The 17,692-nt window shown below is 72.5% G+C and carries 17 protein-coding genes and 1 pseudogene; 11 read left to right on the top strand and 7 right to left on the bottom strand.

Going from position 1 to position 17,692, the window contains the following annotated elements; all coding sequences use genetic code 11:
- Window positions 1-77 precede the first annotated feature (77 nt).
- The 7 genes from V3N99_11590 to pknB are packed head-to-tail and all read left to right on the top strand — an operon-like array spanning window position 78 to window position 9,262.
- Window positions 78-878, top strand: coding sequence for a DUF3662 and FHA domain-containing protein (locus tag V3N99_11590; protein ID MEO3937386.1), 801 nt, complete (start codon window positions 78-80; stop codon window positions 876-878).
- Window positions 879-882: 4 nt separating this feature from the next.
- Complete coding sequence (locus V3N99_11585; GenBank protein MEO3937385.1) at window positions 883-1,401, top strand: FHA domain-containing protein; 519 nt, start codon at window positions 883-885, stop codon at window positions 1,399-1,401.
- Between the two features lie 3 nt (window positions 1,402-1,404).
- The gene (locus V3N99_11580; GenBank protein ID MEO3937384.1) at window positions 1,405-2,781 is read left to right on the top strand and encodes a protein phosphatase 2C domain-containing protein; all 1,377 of its coding nucleotides are present in this window, start codon (window positions 1,405-1,407) and stop codon (window positions 2,779-2,781) included.
- Window positions 2,778-4,199 (top strand): FtsW/RodA/SpoVE family cell cycle protein, encoded by a 1,422-nt coding sequence (locus V3N99_11575; protein ID MEO3937383.1) that lies wholly within the window; start codon window positions 2,778-2,780, stop codon window positions 4,197-4,199. The genes V3N99_11580 and V3N99_11575 overlap by 4 nt, the downstream gene beginning before the upstream one ends.
- Window positions 4,200-4,216: 17 nt before the next feature.
- Entirely contained in the window at window positions 4,217-5,659 is a 1,443-nt protein-coding gene (locus V3N99_11570; protein MEO3937382.1) for a penicillin-binding transpeptidase domain-containing protein, read from the top strand.
- The gene (locus V3N99_11565; protein ID MEO3937381.1) at window positions 5,656-7,299 is read left to right on the top strand and encodes a serine/threonine protein kinase; all 1,644 of its coding nucleotides are present in this window, start codon (window positions 5,656-5,658) and stop codon (window positions 7,297-7,299) included. The genes V3N99_11570 and V3N99_11565 overlap by 4 nt, the downstream gene beginning before the upstream one ends.
- A 34-nt stretch (window positions 7,300-7,333) precedes the next feature.
- On the top strand, window positions 7,334-9,262 hold the full coding sequence (gene pknB / locus V3N99_11560; GenBank protein MEO3937380.1) for a Stk1 family PASTA domain-containing Ser/Thr kinase: 1,929 nt from the start codon (window positions 7,334-7,336) through the stop codon (window positions 9,260-9,262).
- 39 nt (window positions 9,263-9,301) lie between these two features.
- Here pknB and V3N99_11555 read toward each other — a convergent pair whose 3' ends face one another.
- Together V3N99_11555 and V3N99_11550 are read right to left on the bottom strand one after the other, a co-directional pair.
- Window positions 9,302-9,955, bottom strand: a complete 654-nt coding sequence (locus V3N99_11555) for an aminodeoxychorismate/anthranilate synthase component II (GenBank protein ID MEO3937379.1) — start codon at window positions 9,953-9,955, stop codon at window positions 9,302-9,304.
- A 33-nt stretch (window positions 9,956-9,988) separates the two neighbouring features.
- Entirely contained in the window at window positions 9,989-10,744 is a 756-nt protein-coding gene (locus V3N99_11550; GenBank protein ID MEO3937378.1) for a DUF881 domain-containing protein, read from the bottom strand.
- 99 nt (window positions 10,745-10,843) lie between these two features.
- Here V3N99_11550 and V3N99_11545 point away from each other — a divergent pair, with 99 nt between their 5' ends.
- Complete coding sequence (locus tag V3N99_11545; protein MEO3937377.1) at window positions 10,844-11,092, top strand: cell division protein CrgA; 249 nt, start codon at window positions 10,844-10,846, stop codon at window positions 11,090-11,092.
- A gap of 118 nt (window positions 11,093-11,210) precedes the next feature.
- On the opposite strand, the gene V3N99_11540 is transcribed toward V3N99_11545, so the two are convergent.
- Together V3N99_11540 and V3N99_11535 are read right to left on the bottom strand one after the other, a co-directional pair.
- Window positions 11,211-12,104 (bottom strand): rhomboid family intramembrane serine protease, encoded by an 894-nt coding sequence (locus V3N99_11540; GenBank protein ID MEO3937376.1) that lies wholly within the window; start codon window positions 12,102-12,104, stop codon window positions 11,211-11,213.
- A 150-nt stretch (window positions 12,105-12,254) separates the two neighbouring features.
- The gene (locus tag V3N99_11535; protein ID MEO3937375.1) at window positions 12,255-12,776 is read right to left on the bottom strand and encodes a peptidylprolyl isomerase; all 522 of its coding nucleotides are present in this window, start codon (window positions 12,774-12,776) and stop codon (window positions 12,255-12,257) included.
- Between the two features lie 162 nt (window positions 12,777-12,938).
- On the opposite strand from V3N99_11535, the gene V3N99_11530 reads away from it, so the two are divergent.
- Window positions 12,939-13,742: a hypothetical protein gene (locus V3N99_11530; protein MEO3937374.1), complete on the top strand. Its 804-nt coding sequence runs from the start codon at window positions 12,939-12,941 to the stop codon at window positions 13,740-13,742.
- Between the two features lie 71 nt (window positions 13,743-13,813).
- Here V3N99_11530 and V3N99_11525 read toward each other — a convergent pair whose 3' ends face one another.
- Window positions 13,814-14,260 carry an NUDIX hydrolase gene (locus tag V3N99_11525; GenBank protein ID MEO3937373.1) on the bottom strand — a complete coding sequence of 149 codons (447 nt, stop codon included), beginning with the start codon at window positions 14,258-14,260 and terminating at the stop codon, window positions 13,814-13,816.
- 122 nt (window positions 14,261-14,382) lie between these two features.
- Here V3N99_11525 and V3N99_11520 point away from each other — a divergent pair, with 122 nt between their 5' ends.
- Both V3N99_11520 and V3N99_11515 read left to right on the top strand, forming a co-directional pair.
- Window positions 14,383-15,072: a SprT-like domain-containing protein gene (locus tag V3N99_11520; protein ID MEO3937372.1), complete on the top strand. Its 690-nt coding sequence runs from the start codon at window positions 14,383-14,385 to the stop codon at window positions 15,070-15,072.
- A gap of 32 nt (window positions 15,073-15,104) precedes the next feature.
- Complete coding sequence (locus V3N99_11515; protein MEO3937371.1) at window positions 15,105-16,139, top strand: Atu2307/SP_0267 family LLM class monooxygenase; 1,035 nt, start codon at window positions 15,105-15,107, stop codon at window positions 16,137-16,139.
- 224 nt (window positions 16,140-16,363) lie between these two features.
- Here V3N99_11515 and V3N99_11510 read toward each other — a convergent pair.
- Window positions 16,364-16,483 (bottom strand): annotated as a pseudogene (locus V3N99_11510) (hypothetical protein).
- Between the two features lie 296 nt (window positions 16,484-16,779).
- Complete coding sequence (locus V3N99_11505) at window positions 16,780-17,427, bottom strand: hypothetical protein (protein MEO3937370.1); 648 nt, start codon at window positions 17,425-17,427, stop codon at window positions 16,780-16,782.
- Window positions 17,428-17,692 lie beyond the last annotated feature (265 nt).

Below are 17,692 nucleotides of genomic sequence, written 5' to 3'. Positions count from 1 at the left end.
GATGACGAGGACCGGGGGGACGACTGCGAGCCGCACCGGGCTCGACGTCGCGACGACGACCTGACAAGGAGGGCCACGTGGGACTGTTCGACCGGGTCGAGCGCGGCCTCGAGCGGGCCGTCAACGGCGCCTTCGCCAAGGCCTTCAAGTCGGAGGTGCAGCCCGTCGAGATCGCGTCGGCGATCCGCCGGGCGATGGACGACCGGGCGGCCGTGGTCAGCCACGGCCGCACGATGGTGCCCAACCTCTATTCCATCGAGCTCAGCGCGAGCGACTACGGCCGCCTCTCCGAGTACGAGGACGCGCTGGCCGACGAGCTCGTCGCCGCCGCGCAGGAGCACGCCGAGACCCAGCGCTACCAGCCGAGCGGTCCCTTCGCGGTCGACTTCTCGCAGGGCGACGACCTCGAGACCGGCGTCTTCCGCGTGCGTCCCGGCACGTCGCGGCGCACCGCCACGGATCCCGACGCACGCGCCGAGCCCCCCGCGCGGCCGCTCTCCCCGGCGCCGTCGTCAGCGCCCCCGCCGTCGCCCTCCGAGGCCTACGAGCGGCCGCAGGTGCCGCCGCCCGCGCGGGGTCCGGCGCAGCGACCGTGGCTGACCATCAACGGCGAGCGCTACCCCCTCATCGGTGCGCTGACCGTGCTCGGTCGCGACGAGGGCGCCGACATCATCCTCGACGACCCGGGCATCTCGCGGCGGCACTGCGAGGTGCGGGTCAGCACCGACGGGCCGCACCTCGTGACCTCGGTGCGCGACCTCCGGTCGACCAACGGCACCTACGTCAACGGTGAGCGCGTCACCAGCCGTCGCCTCGGCGACGGCGACCAGATCACCGTCGGTCGCACCCAGGCGGTCTTCCGTCCCGGGAAGCGGTGAGCCGGTGAGCGAACTGACCCTCACGCTCATCCGGCTGGGGCTGCTCGTGCTGCTGTGGGTCTTCATCTTCGGTGTGACGTCGGTGCTGCGCTCCGACCTCTACGGCACGCGCGTGTCCCGCCGGGTGCTGCCCGTACGCACCCCGAAGCCCGTCCCCGACGGTCGCGAGTCGGCCACGCCGCCGCGCAAGCAGAGCAGCGAGCAGGGCCGCCGCGCGCGCTCCAGCCCTCGACTGCCCACCACCGTGGTCGTCACCGAGGGCCAGCTCGCCGGCACCTCGCTGCCCCTGGGCCGTGGCGGCATCCTCATCGGCCGGGCGCCGGAGTGCACGCTCGTGCTCGACGACGAGTTCTCCTCCGGTCGTCACGCGCGCATCTTCGCCCGGCCTGAAGGCTGGTTCGTCGAGGACCTCGGCTCGCGCAACGGCACCTTCCTCGGGGGCTCGCGCCTGACCGGGCCGGTGCCCGTCACCATGGGCAGCGTTCTGCGCGTAGGCCGCACGACCCTCGAGCTGCGCGGCTGACCCATGGCGATCGCCCTGCGCTACGCGGCGCGCTCCGACCTCGGGCTCGGCCCGAAGTCTCGCAACGAGGACTCCGGCTATGCCGGGCCGCACCTGCTCGTGCTGGCCGACGGCATGGGGGGCCACGCCGCCGGCGACGTCGCCAGCTCGATGATCGTCGGGCACCTCGCGCCGCTCGACGACGAGGGCATCGGCGCCGACACGGCGCTGTCGCGGCTCGAGCGCTCGATCCGCGAGGCCAACGCGACCCTGCTCACGGCGATGCAGGCCGACCCCGAGCTGGCCGGCATGGGCTCGACGACGATCGCCATGCTGCGCTCGGGCAACAAGCTCGCCATGGCCCACATCGGCGACTCGCGCGCCTTCCTCCTGCGCGACGGCGTCTTCAGCCAGATCACCAAGGACCACTCCTTCGTGCAGCAGCTGGTCGACGACCAGCGGATCACCCCCGACGAGGCCCTCGACCACCCGCAGCGCTCGCTGGTCACCCGGGTGATGACGGGTCAGCCCGAGGACCAGCCCGACCTGTCGGTGCGCGAGCTCAAGGTCGGTGACCGCTACCTGCTGTGCTCCGACGGCCTCAGCGACTTCGTGCACGGCGACGTCATCGCCGAGATCCTCACCGAGGCCGCCACCGCAGCCGCCGCTGCCGACCGCTGCATCGACGTCGCGCTCAAGGCGAGCGCCCGCGACAACGTCACGGTCGTCGTCGCTGATGTCGTCGACCTCGACACCGGTATGGCGCCGCCCACCGTGCCGCAGGTGGTCGGCGCGGCCGCGAGCCGCGACCGCGAGGGGCTGCGCACGCGGGCGATGCCCGTCAGCCCGGCCGAGAAGGCCGCCGCCCTGACCCGCGACGTCACCGGCGCCGGCACGCGGGGCACCTCCGACGACGCGGACGACAGGGTCGAGCTCGCCGAGGCCGGCGGCAGCGGCGCCGCCCGCTGGCGCGCCACCGCGGTCGTGGCCGTCGTCGTGCTCGTGCTGGCCGGGGCTGGCTGGGCAGGATGGACCTGGAGCCAGCGGCAGCTGTTCATCGGGCCGAGCGACGGTCGGGTCGCGGTCTTCCGCGGGGTGACGCAGGACCTCGGGCCGCTCCACCTGTCGCACGTCGTCCAGGTCTCCGACATCCCGCTCACCGACCTGCCGGTGCACTACCGCGACCTCGTCAGCGGGCGCATCGTGCTGGCCGACGAGGCCCAGGTCAGCGAGCGGATGGCGGTCCTCGAGAGCGCGGCGACGAGCTGCCGGCTGCAGGCGGCGACCGGCACCCCGTGCGGAGAGCTGCCGGTCGCACCCCCGACGACCACCCCCTCGACGAGCACACCCTCGGCCAGCCCGACCAGCCCCACCAGCCCGGCGACGGCGGCCACACCGTGACCACCACCGTGCAGACGCTCGTGCCCCGCACCCGCCGCGGGGTCGAGCTGGCCCTGCTGCTGCTCGCCATCGGCATCGTGCTGCTGGCCTGGGTCGAGGTCGACCTCGGCGTGCGCGAGACCGTGCCCGCCCAGCTCGTCACCGTCGGTGGCGGCCTGCTGGCCCTGAGCATCGCCTTCCACCTGGTGCTGCGCTGGAAGGCGTCCTACGCCGACCCCGTGCTGCTGCCGATCGCGACGCTGCTCAACGGTTTCGGCCTCGTGATGATCCACCGCATCGACCTCGCGCAGGGCAACGACGGCATCTCGAGCAATGCCGGCCGGCAGCTGGTGTGGACCGGGCTGGCCGTCGTCATCGCCGCCGCGGTCATCATCGTGCTGCGCGACCACCGACTGCTGCAGCGCAAGACCTTCACCGCGATGGCCCTCGGTCTCGTGCTGGTGCTGCTGCCGCTCGTGCCCGGGCTCGGCACGACCGTCTTCGGCGCGCGGATCTGGATCCGGGTGGGGCCGCTGTCGTTCCAGCCGGGCGAGGTGGCGAAGCTCGCCCTCACCGTCTTCTTCGCCGGCTACCTCGTGCAGGCCCGCGACGTGCTCTCGCTGGCCGGGCGCAAGGTCGTCGGCTTCACCCTCCCCCGGGGGCGAGACCTCGGGCCCATCCTCGTGGCCTGGATGGTCTCCATCCTCGTGCTCGTCTTCGAGAAGGACCTCGGGTCGTCGCTGCTCTTCTTCGGCCTCTTCGTCGGCATGCTCTACGTCGCCACCGAGCGCACGAGCTGGATCGCGATCGGCCTGCTGCTCTTCGCGGGCGGGGCCTACGTGGCCTACCGGCTCTTCGGGCACGTGCAGGAGCGGGTGGGCCTGTGGCTCGACCCCTTCTCCGCCGCCTCGCTCGAGCAGTCCGACCAGCTGGCCAAGGGCCTGATGGGGATGGCCGCGGGGGGGCTCTTCGGCACCGGTCTGGGCCAGGGGCGGCCGTGGATGGTGGCCTTCGCCGACAGCGACTTCATCTTCTCGAGCTTCGGCGAGGAGATCGGGCTGGTCGGGGTCTTCGCCCTGCTCACCCTCTACGCCATCTTCGTCGAGCGGGGGCTGCGCACGGCCCTCGGCGTGCGTGACGGCTTCGGCAAGCTGCTCGCCTTCGGGCTGGCCTTCTCGGTCGCGCTGCAGGTCTTCGTCGTCATCGGTGGGGTCACCCGGGTCATCCCGCTGACCGGCCTCACCACGCCCTTCATGTCGCTCGGCGGCTCCTCGCTGCTGGCGAACTGGACCCTCATGGCCCTGCTCCTGCGCATCTCCGACCAGGCCCGCCGACCCGTGCCCGAGGCCCTGCCCGACGAGCCGCTCACCCCGCTGCGGGTGCCGGCCGGCTCCGGTCGCGAGGCCTCGTCGGCGACCGAGGTCGTGAGGCTGCCGTGAACACCCCTCTGCGGCGCATGAGCCGCATCGTCGCGCTGCTCTTCGCGGCGCTGCTCGTGTCGTCGACGCTCATCCAGTTCGTGCAGGCCCCGTCCCTCAACGCACGGGCCGACAACCGACGCACCCTGCTCGACAACTACTCGCGCGAGCGCGGCGCGATCATCGTCGGTGACACGCCCATCGCGCGGTCGGTGGCCACGCCCGACGAGGAGATCGGCTACCTGCGCACCTACCCGCAGGCGGCGCTCTACTCGCAGGTGACCGGCTACTTCTCCTACACGTACGGCGCCGGCGGCGGCCTCGAGGGCTCCGACGACGCCCTGCTGTCGGGGGCGGCCGACCAGCTCTTCTACCGCCGCGTCACCGACCTGCTCACCGGGAAGCAGGCGAGCGGCGCGAGCCTGCGCCTGACGATCGACGCCAAGGCGCAGGCTGCCGCCGACAAGGCCCTGGGTGACCAGCGCGGCGCCGTCGTCGCCCTCGACCCGACGACCGGTGCGATCCTCGCGATGGTGTCGCACCCGCAGTACGACCCCAACCAGCTGGCGCTGCACGACCAGCAGAAGGTCGTGAAGGCGTGGACGTCGCTCACCTCGACGACGTCGAACCAGCCGATCATCAACCGTGCGATCAGTGGCAACCTCTACCCGCCGGGGTCGGTCTTCAAGATCGTCACGGCGGCCGCCGCACTGGACGACAAGGTCGTCGACGCCACCACCGCGATCCCCGCCCCGGCCCGGCTCGACCTGCCGCAGACCAGCACGACGCTGCCCAACTACGACCTGGCCCCCTGCGGCCCCGGCAGCCGCACGACCCTCCAGCACGCGCTCGAGATCTCGTGCAACACCGCGATGGGCTACCTCGGGCTGCAGCTCGGCGCCGACCGGCTCGGCGAGGCGGCGGCGAGGTTCGGCTTCGGCGAGACGCTGCGGATCCCCACCCGGGTCGAGCCGAGCGTCTTCCCGACGGGGATCGACCAGGCGGCCACCGCGCGCTCGGCCATCGGCCAGGACAGCGTGCGGGTGACCCCGCTGCAGGTGGCGATGATCTCGGCGGCCGTGGCCAACAAGGGCGTCGTCATGCGGCCCTACCTCGTGCAGGACGTGCTGGGCTCCGACCTGCAGACCATCGACGAGGCCCAGCCCGAGCAGCTGTCGCAGGCGATGACCGCCGAGACGGCCGCGACCCTGACGACGATGCTCACGTCGGTCGTCGACAACGGCACGGGGCGGCCCGCCGCGATCTCCGGGGTCAAGGTCGCCGGCAAGACGGGGACGGCCGAGCAGGGCAACGGCAAGCCGCCGCACGCCTGGTTCACGTCGTTCGCCCCGGCGGACAACCCGAAGGTGGCCGTCGCCGTCGTGGTGGAGGACGGCGGCAACGCCGGCAACGAGGCGGCGGGTGGGCGCAACGCCGGCCCCGTCGCAAAAGCAGTCATGGAAGCGGTGCTGAGCAGATGATTCCCGTCGCAGGACTGACCCTCGGGTCGCGCTACACCCTCACCGAGCGGATCGCCGCCGGTGGCATGGGTGAGGTGTGGCGAGCCCGGGACTCCCGGCTCGAGCGGGTCGTCGCCGTCAAGGTCATGCGCCCGTCGGCCGCCGACGAGCAGGAGTTCGTCGACCGCTTCCGCGACGAGGCCCGGCACACCGCGGCCCTCAGCCACCCCAACATCGCCACGGTCTACGACTACGGCGAGGACGACGGCGCCGCATACCTCGTCATGGAGCTCGTCGAGGGCCTGCCCCTGAGCCAGCTGATCGCCCGCGGCCCGATGAGCCCCGACCGGGTGCGCTCGATCATGGGACAGGCCGCGCTGGCCCTCGCGGCCGCCCACGCGCAGGGCGTCGTCCACCGCGACGTCAAGCCGGCCAACATCCTGATCACCCCCGAGGGCCGGGTCAAGCTGACCGACTTCGGGATCGCCAGTGCGGGTGAGGGCTCGACCCACACCAAGACCGGCGAGGTGCTCGGCACGCCGCACTACCTCTCACCGGAGCAGGCGACCGGTCGCACGGCCACCGGGGCGAGCGACATCTACGCCCTCGGGGTCGTGGGCTACGAGATGCTCGTGGGTCGCAAGCCCTTCGACGGCACCTCGGCCGTCGTCACGGCACTCATGCAGGTCAACGACCCCCCACCGGCGCTGCCGCCGTCGGTGCCCGCCGACCTGCGGCTCGCCGTCGAGCGCTGCCTCGAGAAGGACCCCCAGCTGCGACCTGCGTCGGCGGCGGCCCTCGCCTCCGAGCTGGGGCTGGCGGTCGGCGCCCTCGCCGACGTCGACCCGGCCACGAGCGTCATCCCCACGGGCTGGACCGACCCGTCGGGCACGGCCGTCATCGTGGCGGCGCCCAGCCCGTCGGGCACGACGGCGCTGCCGCCCCCCGCTCGGGCCACGACACCGTACGACGCCCCGTACGACGAGCCCTACGACCCCGACGACGGCCTCGCCCCCGCCACCCGACGGCGCGACCCCCAGCAGGAGACCGCGCCCCGCTCGAAGGCCTGGCTGCTGTGGCTCATCCCCGTGGTGGTCGCCCTGGCCGCGATCGTCTTCTTCGTCGTCCAGCTGACGACCACCAGCAGCCCGACCCCTTCGCCGACCGTCACCGCGCCCCCGACCACGGTGACCAGCTCGAGCACCTCGAGCCCGCCGACGACCAGCACCACGACCACGACGACCACCACCAGCAGCACCTCGTCGACGACGACCCCGCTGCCGACGGCGGCAGTCATCGACGCGGCCGCCTACGTCGGGAAGCCCGTCGACTCGGTCATCGCGGCGCTCAACAAGCTGGGGTTCACCAACGTGTTCACCGAGCAGACACCCGACGGCACGGCCGCAGGCACCGTCATCGACGTGCAGCCCCGAGGCAACGTGCTCTTCGGCAACAAGGTGACGCTCACCGTCTCGAGCGGGCCGCCCCCGAGCTCCGATCCCACCACCGCCCCGACGGCGCCGCCGTCCGCCGCGGCCACCATCTCGACGAGCCCCACGAGCCCGACGAGCCAGACGAGCCCGACGAGCCCGACGAGCAACGCCACCAGGGCCAAGGCCGCCGACGTGACCCCCAACCCGGGGGGGCCGGCAGCAGGATGAGCGTGGTGTCTCGGGGGAGAGGACGGTGGGACCGGTGACGGCGCCCCGCCTGCTCGGCAACCGCTACGAGGTGGGTGAGCTCATCGGTCGCGGCGGGATGGCCGACGTCCACCGGGGGGTCGACACCCGGCTCGAGCGGCCCGTGGCGATCAAGATCCTGCGCACCGACCTGGCGCGCGACCCCACCTTCCTGGCCCGCTTCCGACGCGAGGCGCAGTCAGCCGCAGGGCTCAACCACCCCTCGATCGTGGCGATCTTCGACTCCGGCGAGGACGTCGGGTCGGCCGAGCAGGGCAACGACGGGGTGCCGCTGCCCTACATCGTCATGGAGGTCGTCGACGGCGAGACGCTGCGCGAGCGGCTCGAGCGAGACGGCCCGCTACCGGCCCGCGACGCCGGGAGCCTGGTCGAGGGGGTGCTGTCGGCGCTCGACTACAGCCACCGCATGGGCATCGTGCACCGCGACATCAAGCCGGCCAACGTGATGGTGACCAGGGCAGGCCAGGTCAAGGTCATGGACTACGGCATCGCCCGGGCGGTCGCCGACAGCCAGGCCACGATGACCCAGACGCAGGCGGTCATCGGCACCGCGCAGTATCTCTCTCCCGAGCAGGCGCAGGGCCAGCCGGTCGACGCCCGCACCGATCTCTACTCCACCGGCTGCCTGCTCTACGAGCTGGTCGCGGGGCGGCCCCCCTTCCTCGGTGACTCACCGGTGTCGGTGGCCTACCAGCACGTGCGCGAGCCGGCCCAGCCGCCGTCGATCCACGTGGCCGGCGTGCCCGCGGCCTACGACACGGTGACGCTGCACGCCCTGGTCAAGGACCGCGAGCGGCGCTACCAGAGCGCCACCGAGTTCCGCACCGACCTGATCGCCGTGCGGGCGGGCCGACCGGTCAGCGCCGCAGCGGCCGGGTCGGCCGCCGCCGCCCTCGCCTCGGGTGGGGAGACCTCGCTGATGGAGGTCCCCGTCATCGCCACCTCACAGACCAGCCCGGCGGGGGCGACCACCCGGGTGGTCGCCCGCACCGACCCGGGCGGTGCCGGCGGCCTCGGCGCAGACACGGCGCAGGGCCCGGCCGACCCCCGCTCGCTCGACACCTCAGGCCTGCCCACCGTCGGCCGCGAGCTGCCTCCTGGGCCACGCCGGCGTCGCGGTGGGGTCGCGCTGGTGCTCACCGTGGTCGGTGTCGTCGCGCTGCTGCTCTCGCTGCTCGCCGTCCGTGCCCTCATCCAGCAGAACGCGACCCCCGACCAGGTGGCCGTGCCCACCGTCACCGGGCAGAGCCTGGCTGCCGCCCAGTCGCTGCTGGTCGCGCGCAACCTGACCCCCGAGGTCAACAACGTCACCAACGAGACGGTGGCCTCGGGGCAGGTCATCGGGTCGAGCCCGGCAGCCGGCACGAAGGTCGAGGTGGGCTCACCGGTGCGGCTCGACGTCTCGACCGGGCCGGGTCAGGCGAGCGTGCCCGACGTCGCGGGCAAGACCCAGGAGGAGGCGACGGCAGCGCTGCAGACGGCGGGGCTGCGGGTGACCACGGTCCGGCCGGTCGACCTGCCCGACCAGGCGAAGGGCAAGGTCGTCGCGACCGAGCCCTCGGTCGGCACCGTCGTCAGCCGCACCCAGGGCATCACGCTCGACATCGCCACCGGCAAGGTCGTCGTGCCCGACCTCGCGGGCAAGCACTTCTCCGTCGCCCAGGCGACCCTGTCGGGATTCGGCCTCGTCATGACCATCACCGCGGCCGAGAGCGACCAGCTCGAGGGGACGGTGCTGTCGCAGACCCCCCCGAGCGGCTCGGTCGTCGACACCGGCACGAAGGTCGCCCTGACCGTCGCCAAGCGCCGGGCGCCGACGCCGTCGACGACGACCGTCACCGTCACGCCGACGACGCCACCCAGGACGGCGACGCCGACCACGACGCCGCCGACCACGACCCGCACCAAGAAGCCCAAGCCCTGAGCCGCGCCGTGCCCGTCAGCCAGTCCGCCCGCCTGCCCCTCAGCCGGCGACGAGCCGCGCGACCGCCTCGGCGTCGTGGACCAGCGGGCTGAGCCCCACAGAACGGCCGACGGCCTCGTCCGAGCCGCACATGGCCAGCCAGCCGGCGAGCAGGCGGTGACCGCCGACCGTGAGCACGCTCTCGGGGTGGAACTGCACCCCGTGCAGGGGCAGGGTCTCGTGGCGCACGGCCATGATGAGGCCGGAGTCGGTGTGGCCGTTGGCCAGCAGGGTGGCGGGCAGGGTCGGCGGGTCGATGGTCAGCGAGTGGTATCGGGTGGCGGTGAAGGGGCTGGCCAGGCCTTCGAGCACCCCGGTGCCGTCGTGGTGCACCTTCGAGGTCTTGCCGTGGAGCAGCTCCGGCGCCCGGCCGACGGTGGCGCCCATGACCACCCCGAGGGCCTGGTGGCCGAGACACACGCCGAGCATCGGCTGGGCCCGCCCGGCGCAGGCCTCGATCATGGCCATCGAGACGCCGGCCTCCTCGGGGGTGCCGGGGCCCGGCGAGACGAGCACGCCGTCGTAGTCGGCCCCGTCGGCGGGGGAGCAGGCGTCGTTGCGCACGACGTCGCACTCGGCGCCGAGCTGCTGCAGGTAGCCGACGATGGTGAAGACGAAGCTGTCGTAGTTGTCGACGACGAGGATGCGGGTCACCCGCCGAAGCCTACGACGCCGTCGGCCGTGGCCTCAGGGGGACGACGTCACCCTGGCCCGCTGCTGCTGCACCAGGCCCGAGTAGGCGGGGAAGGTCGCGTCCTGCTGGTCGGTGACGACGTAGCCGAGGCCGACCGCCGCCACCCACTCCCGCAGGATCTGCACCTGCGGGTCGTCGCCGAGGGCTGCGCGCATGCCGTCGAGCGGGCCGATCGCCGCCACGACGTAGGGAGGGGAGTAGACGCGGCCCTGCAGGATCAGGGTGTTGCCGACGCAGCGCACGGCCGAGGTCGCGACCACCCGCTGGCCCTGGATGGTCATCGCCTCGGCGCCCCCGCGCCACAGCGCGTTGACCACCCCCTGCACGTCCTGCTGGTGCACGACGATGTCGTCGGGCCCGTAGGGCTTCGGCAGGGTGTCGGCTCTGCGGTGCGCGTCATCGAGGCTGACCGTGAGGGCCGGGCCGTGCACCGGCTGCGTGCCGGCCCGCGACCCCGCGGCGTCGGCGGCCAGGGTGAGCTGGCGCACCTGCGCCGAGCCCGGCGACGCGGCCCGGGTCAGCTGGTCGACCTGCGCCTGCAGCTGGGCCGAGGTCGCCTCCTTCAGCTCGACCGCCCGGTTGCCGGAGCGCACGAGGTCGGGCAGGTTGCGACCGGCCGAGCGCAGGTCGGTGCCCTGGGCGGTCTGGAAGCTGGTGGCGAAGAGCAGGCCGGCCGCAAGGGCCACGAGGGGCACGACGAGGGCCCAGCCCGTGCGACGGGGCAACCGGATCGAGGGCGACGAACCCAATGACTCTCCTCGTGGCTGGTGTGATCCTTCGAGCAACTACGCTAACCCCAACAGCCCACCTGCCCCGCACCACCGATGAGACCGCGAGGAGCACGTCCCGTGCCCGAGTCCAAAGGCCGCGCCAAGCCGTCGTCCCCCGCCCCCACCCGGGCCACCAAGGCCCCGGCCCCCAACCCCGACTGGTGGGTGCCGGTCATGGTGACGCTCCTGCTCCTGGGGCTCGCGTGGATCGTGACGTTCTACATCTCGCAGGGCGCCTGGCCGGTTGCGAAGTTCGGCTACTACAACCTCGTCGCCGGCTTCGCCCTGCTCATCGGTGGCTTCAGCATGGCCATGCGATGGCGCTGAGCGTCATCCACAGGGGATTGTCCACAGGGATCTCCACAGCCTGGGGAGAATGACACGCGTGTAAGACGTTCGGCCGATGGCCCGTCGGGCGAACGGGTGATGGCCGATGGTGCCCGCATCAGCTCGGGATGGCCGGCACCGACGCGATCTTGACGACGCTGAGCACCACCAGCACAACGGCCACGACAGCGAAGGCCGGCCACTGGAGTCGGCGCCGGGCGGGCGACCGCAGCGCGGTGACCGCCGCGGCGAGGGCCGCCCCGGTGAGCAGGCCACCGAGGTGGGCCTGCCAGGCGATGCCCGGCACCACAAAGCCGAGGACACCGTTGGCGACGATGGTGAAGCCGATGCCCGCGGTCGAGCGGCCGAGGTGGCGGTTGAGCACCAGGAGCGCGGCGAAGAGGCCGAAGACGGCACCCGACGCGCCGACCGCGCCCCCCCACCACGAGGCCGCCCACCATGGCAGCCCGTCAGCGGTGGGCACGAACGCGAGCAGGAGGTAGCCGGCCGAGCCACCGACCGCGCTCAGTAGATAGAGCGCGATGAAGCGCGCCCGCCCCAGCAGGCCCTCGAGGTAGGGCCCGACCTGCCACAGCAACAGCATGTTGAAGGCGATGTGCAGGAAGCTCGTCGGGCTGTGCAGGAAGGCCGACGTGACGAAGCGCCACGGCTCGCTGGCCGCGCGGCGGGGCACGAAGGCGAAGTCGTTGGTCACTGACGGCACGGTCAGCTGGAACACGTAGACCGCCACGCAGATCCCGATGATCGCCTTGGTGACGACTCCGGGGTTGCTGCCCGCGCGGCCCCCGAAGACGGTCGCCACGGTCGGGGTGGCGCGCGCCGCCTCGCGCACGCAGTCGACGCACTGGATGCCGACCGCCGCGGGCCGCTGGCACTCGGGGCAGGCAGGGCGGCCGCACCGCTGGCACCGCACGTAAGCCTCGCGGTCGGGGTGACGCGGGCACACCGACGTCGGGATCGTCGTCTGCTCGGGCGACGGGGGCTGGCTCATCGGTACGGTGTCTCCGGTCCGGGGGTCGGGGCGTGCTTCAGGGAAACGTCCGGCGCGGCGCCGGTGTGCCCGCAGGTGCGCAGATGCCGTGGTGCCCCTGACCTGGCAGGGGCACCACGGCATCCGAAGAGGGTGGTGCGGGGGTTGAGGTCAGTCCTTCTCGACGGTGACGCGCTCGATGACGACGTCGTCGAGGGGCTTGTCGCTGCGGTCGGTCGGCACCTGGCCGATCGCGTCGACGACCGCGCGGCTCTCGGCGTCGGCCACCTCACCGAAGATGGTGTGCTTGCCCTGGAGGTGGGTCGGGGTCGAGGTGGTGATGAAGAACTGCGAGCCGTTGGTGCCCTTGCCGCCGCGCTTGCCGGCGTTGGCCATGGCGAGCAGGTAGGGGACGGTGAAGGTCTTGTCGGGGTGGGGCTCGTCGTCGAACGCGAAGCCCGGGCCGCCGGTCCCCCGGCCGAGCGGGTCGCCGCCCTGGATCATGAAGCCCTCGATGATGCGGTGGAAGATCAGACCGTCGAAGAACGGGGTCGGGTTGGTGCGACCGGCGTCGTCCTTGTAGTCCTTCTCGCCCGTGGCGAGACCGACGAAGGTGGCGACCGTGGTGGGCGCCTCGTTGGGGAAGAGGACGACGTTGATGTCGCCGTGGTTGGTGTGCAGTGTGGCCTTCATGGCGACCATCCTCCCACGCAGCACGATCGGGCGGGGAGTGCGGGCGTGGCCGACACCACGCACGGACGTGGTGGACCGAAGTGTGATCGTGGGGCGAAACCGTGCAGGATGGGTAGGAGAGACCCTGCACCGGTCTATTGCCTAGGAGGACATGTGTTCCGTATGAAGAGCGAGCCCACCGCCGCCGACCGTCTTGCCGCCCTGCGCGACAAGGTCGACTCGGCCACCCAGATCGGGTCTGACGCGGCCCTCGCCGCGAAGGCCTACGGTCCGGTCGCCCGCGAGCGGGCCACCGCGGCCGCAGAGTGGGCCCAGCCCCGCCTCGAGCACGCCCGCGACGCGGCCGAACCCTACGCCAAGAGGGCCCGCAAGGCGGCCCAGCCCTACGTCGACAACGCCGTGAACGCCGCAGCGCCCCGGGTGCAGGACGCCGTCGACGGCCTCACCCCCCGCGTCGAGGCCACGCGCGACCACCTGGTCGACGACCTCCTGCCCAAGCTCTCGGCCGCCGTCGCCGCCGTGGTCGCCGCCTCGGAGACCGCCCGCGACAAGGCCGAGTCGGCCCTCGAGAAGGGCCACGACGCCTACACCAGTGCTGCTGAGGTCGGTGGTCGGGCCCCCGCTGCCGTCGCCGTGCTCAAGGGCGACAAGGTCGCCACGACCGCCGGTCGCCGACGCAAGGTCACGCTCGTGATCGCCCTGATCGCCGGGGTCGGTGGCGCCGTCGCCTACTTCCTGAACCGCAAGCCCAAGGACGACCCCTGGGCGACGCCGATCTCGACGCCGTCTCGTGCGACCTCCAGCACCACGAGCAGCAACGGCTCGGTCTCCGACCTCAAGGCCAACGTCGCGGGTGTCGCCGACGCGGCGAAGGACAAGGCGTCAGACGTCGCCGACGACGCGAAGGACGCAGCGGGCGAGGCTGCCGACGACGCCAAGAAGACGGTCGACGACGCGACCTCCTGACGCGACGCACGACGTCAGTCGGCCCCGGTGCTCACCGCACCGGGGCCGCACGTGTGTCGAGGTACGTGTCTCTAGGCTGGAGCCCCACTGGCGAGCGACCCCGCCACGCGGGCCCAGTCGTCGGCCAGGCTCGGGTGCAGCCGGGGCACGTCGTCGATGTCGAACCACCGGTGCCCGTCGGCCTCCCACGACTCGTGCCGCGGCAGCACCTCGTGCGGCACCTGCGCGAGGACGTAGGTGTAGGACCAGCTCGGGTGCGTCAGACCGGGGCGGGTGCCGAGCAGGGTGAGGGTCGACCTGTCGATGCCGACCTCCTCCTCGGACTCGCGCACGGCGGCCTCCTGCACGCTCTCGCCCCGCTCGAGCGCACCACCGGGCAGGGCCCACACCCCGGGGCTGAGCACGTAGGCCGAGCGCAGCTGCAGGAGCACCCGCCGGTGGTCGGGGGTGGTGAGGAAGAGCCCGGCCGCGCCGTAGGGTCCCCAGTGCGTGTGGTCGCCGCAGCGGATGAACGTCATGGTGCCTCCAGCATCTCCCGGGTCGGGGTCGCACCGCACTGTCGGTGCCCTTTGCCATGATGGTCACGACGCGTCGAGCCGTCTCCCGTCGCCCCATCCGCCCTCCCGACAGGAGACCCTCCATGGACCTGCGCAGCGCCCAGCTGCTGGCCCGCCAGCTGCTCGACGAGCACGGACTGACCCGGTGGCGGGTCGAGCTCGACTCGGCCGTCACCCGCGCCGGCGTCTGCCGGTACGCCGATCGCACGATCGGCCTCAGCGGCCCCCTCACCCGCCTGCACGACGAGACCGAGGTGCGCGAGACGATCCTGCACGAGGTCGCGCACGCGCTGGCCGGGCCGCGCGCCCAGCACGGCCCGCGCTGGCGGGCGATCGCCCACTCCATCGGCAGCAGCGGCGAGCGCTGCCTGGGCGACGAGGCACCGCGCATCGAGGGCGCCTGGGTGGGCACCTGCCCGGCGGGCCACCGCACGACCCGTCACCGACGGCCCACCCGGGTCGTCGCCTGCGGCCGGTGCAGCCGACGCTTCGACCTACGGCACCTGCTCACCTGGACGCACCGGGGCCGGCCAGGGGTCATGCACGTCAGCTACCGCGCTGAGCTCGAGGCCCTGCGGTCCGGCACGACCCCGGCGGTCGCCCTGGCGGTCGGCACGCCGGTGCGCATCACCGTCCCCGGCCGGTATGCCGGTCGCTCCGGTCGCATCGTCCGGCGGGGCCGGACGCGCTTCCACGTGGCGTGCGGCGACCTCGTGCTCGAGGTGCCCTTCGCCGGGGTGGCTGCGGTGGGAACACCGGAGCCGCTACGGTGATTGAACAGGCAACTACTATGTCAGGAGAGCCCGTGGAGATCGGCATCGACAGCTTCGTGTCCGAGGTCACCGACCCCGTGAGCGGACGGGCCTTTCCGCAAGCGGAGCGGATGAGGCAGTTCCTGGCCGAGGTCGTCGCCGCCGACGTGGCCGGGGTCGATACCTTCGGGGTGGGTGAGCACCACCGGGAGAACTACCTCGACTCCGCACCCGTCGTCATCCTGGCCGCGGCGGCCGCCCTCACGAGCCGGATCCGACTGCGCAGCGCCGTCACGGTCCTCAGCGCCGACGACCCGGTGCGGGTCTTCGAGGCCTTCGCGACCCTCGACCTGATCTCGGGCGGGCGGGCCGAGATGGTGGTGGGCCGCGGCTCCTTCACCGAGGCCTTCCCCCTCTTCGGGCTCGACCTGGCCGACTACGACTCGCTCTTCGAGGAGAAGCTCGACCTGCTCCTGCAGCTGCAGCAGACGGCCCACCCGCACTGGTCGGGGCGGCACCGCGCCCCCCTGACGGGGCAGGGCGTCTTCCCGCGGCCCGTCCAGGCGCGGCTGCCGATGTGGCTCGGCGTGGGCGGCACCCCCGCCTCGTTCGTGCGGGCCGGGCTGCTGGGCATGCCACTGATGATCGCGATCATCGGTGGCGACCCGCGTCGTTTTCGCCCGCTGGTCGACCTCTACCGGCGAGCGGGGGCCGAGGCCGGGCACGCGCCCGAGGCGCTCACCGTGGGCGTGCACTGCTTCGGCTTCGTCGGCGACAGCGACCAGCAGGCGGCCGACGACTTCTGGCCCGGCTACGAGCAGGCGTTCACCACGATCGGTCGCGAGCGGGGGTTCGCACCACCCACCCGCGGTGGATACGACGCCTCCCTCGGCGCACACGGCCCCTTCTTCATCGGCAGCCCGCAGACGGTGGCCGACAAGATCGTCGCCCTGTCGCCCGCGCTGGGGGGTCTCGACCGCTTCACCGTGCAGATGACGAACGGCATCATGGCGCCCGAGACGATGTTGCGCAGCATCGACCTGCTGGGCCGCCAGGTGATTCCCCGGGTGCGCGCAGCTGGGAGCTGACGGGGCTGACAGGGCCCACGATCAGCGCGTCCGCCGGCCGACGCCGGCGGAGTACCGCTCCAGCACATCCAGCACGTCCTGGGCTCGGATCCTGCTGGCCTGGGTCGACGAGTACGTGGCGATGCGGGCGGTCGAGGCGGAGGCGGGTGGCCATGAGCCGAACGTCGAACGGTGAGGGGTCGATCTACCCCTCCCGCAAGGCATCGGCGGCGCAGCCCGTTGACCCAGGTCTGGATGTCACGGACGGTCAGCTTCTCCAGCTTGCGGTCCCCGAGGTCGGGGACGATGTAGAGCCGGACGAACAGCTCGTAGGTGCTCGCGGTGGCCGGCGAGACCGGCACCATGGGCCCGCGCCGCGCCTGCTCATGCGGCTGCAGCCACTTCGCGTGCACCTCCGGCCGGGTCTTCCCGTACACGGACTTGCGCTGGCGCCGGCCCGCCGGCGTCGTGATCCACACGTGGGCGGCGAAGCCGTATCTCCCGACTCATTCTTCGAACCGCTGGGTTGTGCGGCAACTGGACCGAAACGCTGGGGGTTGCATTCGCATAGCGGTAACCGGCGACCGGCAGGGGGCTCACCGCATCGACGACCTCGACGTGAGCGGTGAGGAGCAGGTCCGGCGGTGGACCTCCCTGCTGCTCAGGCCAAGGTGGAATCGGACATCGCCGGAGCCGGCATCTCCAGCACCCGAGAGTGCCTGATGCGCCAGACGAGGTAAGCCGTGCCCAGCCGCGGCTTCCCGAAGCCGTCAAAGGGGTTGAACCCCATCACCTGCACGATCGTGTCGACTCGGGTCTGCATCGTGCTGTGGTGCACGCCCGCGTGCCGGGCGGCCTGCCGGACCGACTGCGACCTGATCACCGCATCGACGGTGACCAGTCCCCACGGGTGACACGCGATCACGTCGAGGGTGGCCACGTCAGGCTGCTGGATGTCGTCGGGGGCGTCGGCGAGCAGCGCGACCAGTCCACCGAAGTCGTCTGCGTGGACCACCGGCGTGTGGGGAGGGTCGCACAGGCGCAGCGCGACCAGCGCTGTCCGGTAGGAGTGGTGGAGGTTCTCCGGCTCGGCCGCCACCCCGACACCGGCGGGGCAGGCGTCGACCGTGGCGCCGTGCTCCGGGACGACGAGCACGTGGATGGGACCATGGACGCTCGGGACCACGTCTTCCGGACCCAGGGGGTGCTGGGTCCAGACCGCGAAGAGCGGGGCGGCGAGGACGCGGTAGCGGTGCCCCACCAGCAGGCCCAGCGAGCCGCCGGCGGCGAGCCGCTCGGCACTGGGCACGTCGGCGTCGACGAGCAGCCCGAGATCACGCCGGTGATCCGAGCCCGACCGTCACCCGAGTGCGCGTAGACGACGCCGGGCCGAGGGCCCGAGCGGCCGGCGGGGCTGAGGACCGAGACGGTGATCGGCGCGCCCTCATAGCCGTCGATGACGAGGTCACGGCGCTCGATGCCCCGGGTCTGCAGAACCCCGTCGATCGGCGCCGACGCGTAGGAGGTGCGCATGAAGGGGACGAGATCGGGGGTGATCGTCGGGGGGAACATTC

Source organism: Dermatophilaceae bacterium Soc4.6 (genome assembly GCA_039889245.1).
Classification (GTDB): domain Bacteria; phylum Actinomycetota; class Actinomycetes; order Actinomycetales; family Dermatophilaceae; genus Lapillicoccus.
Note: the sequence above shows the minus strand (reverse complement) of the source record. Positions and strands in the feature narration are given on the sequence as shown.

Coding starts and splice junctions, on each gene's coding strand:
- V3N99_11520 (MEO3937372.1), top strand. CDS start 14,383: ATGGACCTGCGCAGCGCCCAGCTGCTGGCCCGCCAGCTGCTCGACGAG.
- V3N99_11570 (MEO3937382.1), top strand. CDS start 4,217: ATGAGCCGCATCGTCGCGCTGCTCTTCGCGGCGCTGCTCGTGTCGTCG.
- V3N99_11565 (MEO3937381.1), top strand. CDS start 5,656: ATGATTCCCGTCGCAGGACTGACCCTCGGGTCGCGCTACACCCTCACC.
- V3N99_11525 (MEO3937373.1), bottom strand. CDS start 14,260: ATGACGTTCATCCGCTGCGGCGACCACACGCACTGGGGACCCTACGGC.
- V3N99_11540 (MEO3937376.1), bottom strand. CDS start 12,104: ATGAGCCAGCCCCCGTCGCCCGAGCAGACGACGATCCCGACGTCGGTG.
- V3N99_11535 (MEO3937375.1), bottom strand. CDS start 12,776: ATGAAGGCCACACTGCACACCAACCACGGCGACATCAACGTCGTCCTC.
- V3N99_11530 (MEO3937374.1), top strand. CDS start 12,939: ATGAAGAGCGAGCCCACCGCCGCCGACCGTCTTGCCGCCCTGCGCGAC.
- V3N99_11580 (MEO3937384.1), top strand. CDS start 1,405: ATGGCGATCGCCCTGCGCTACGCGGCGCGCTCCGACCTCGGGCTCGGC.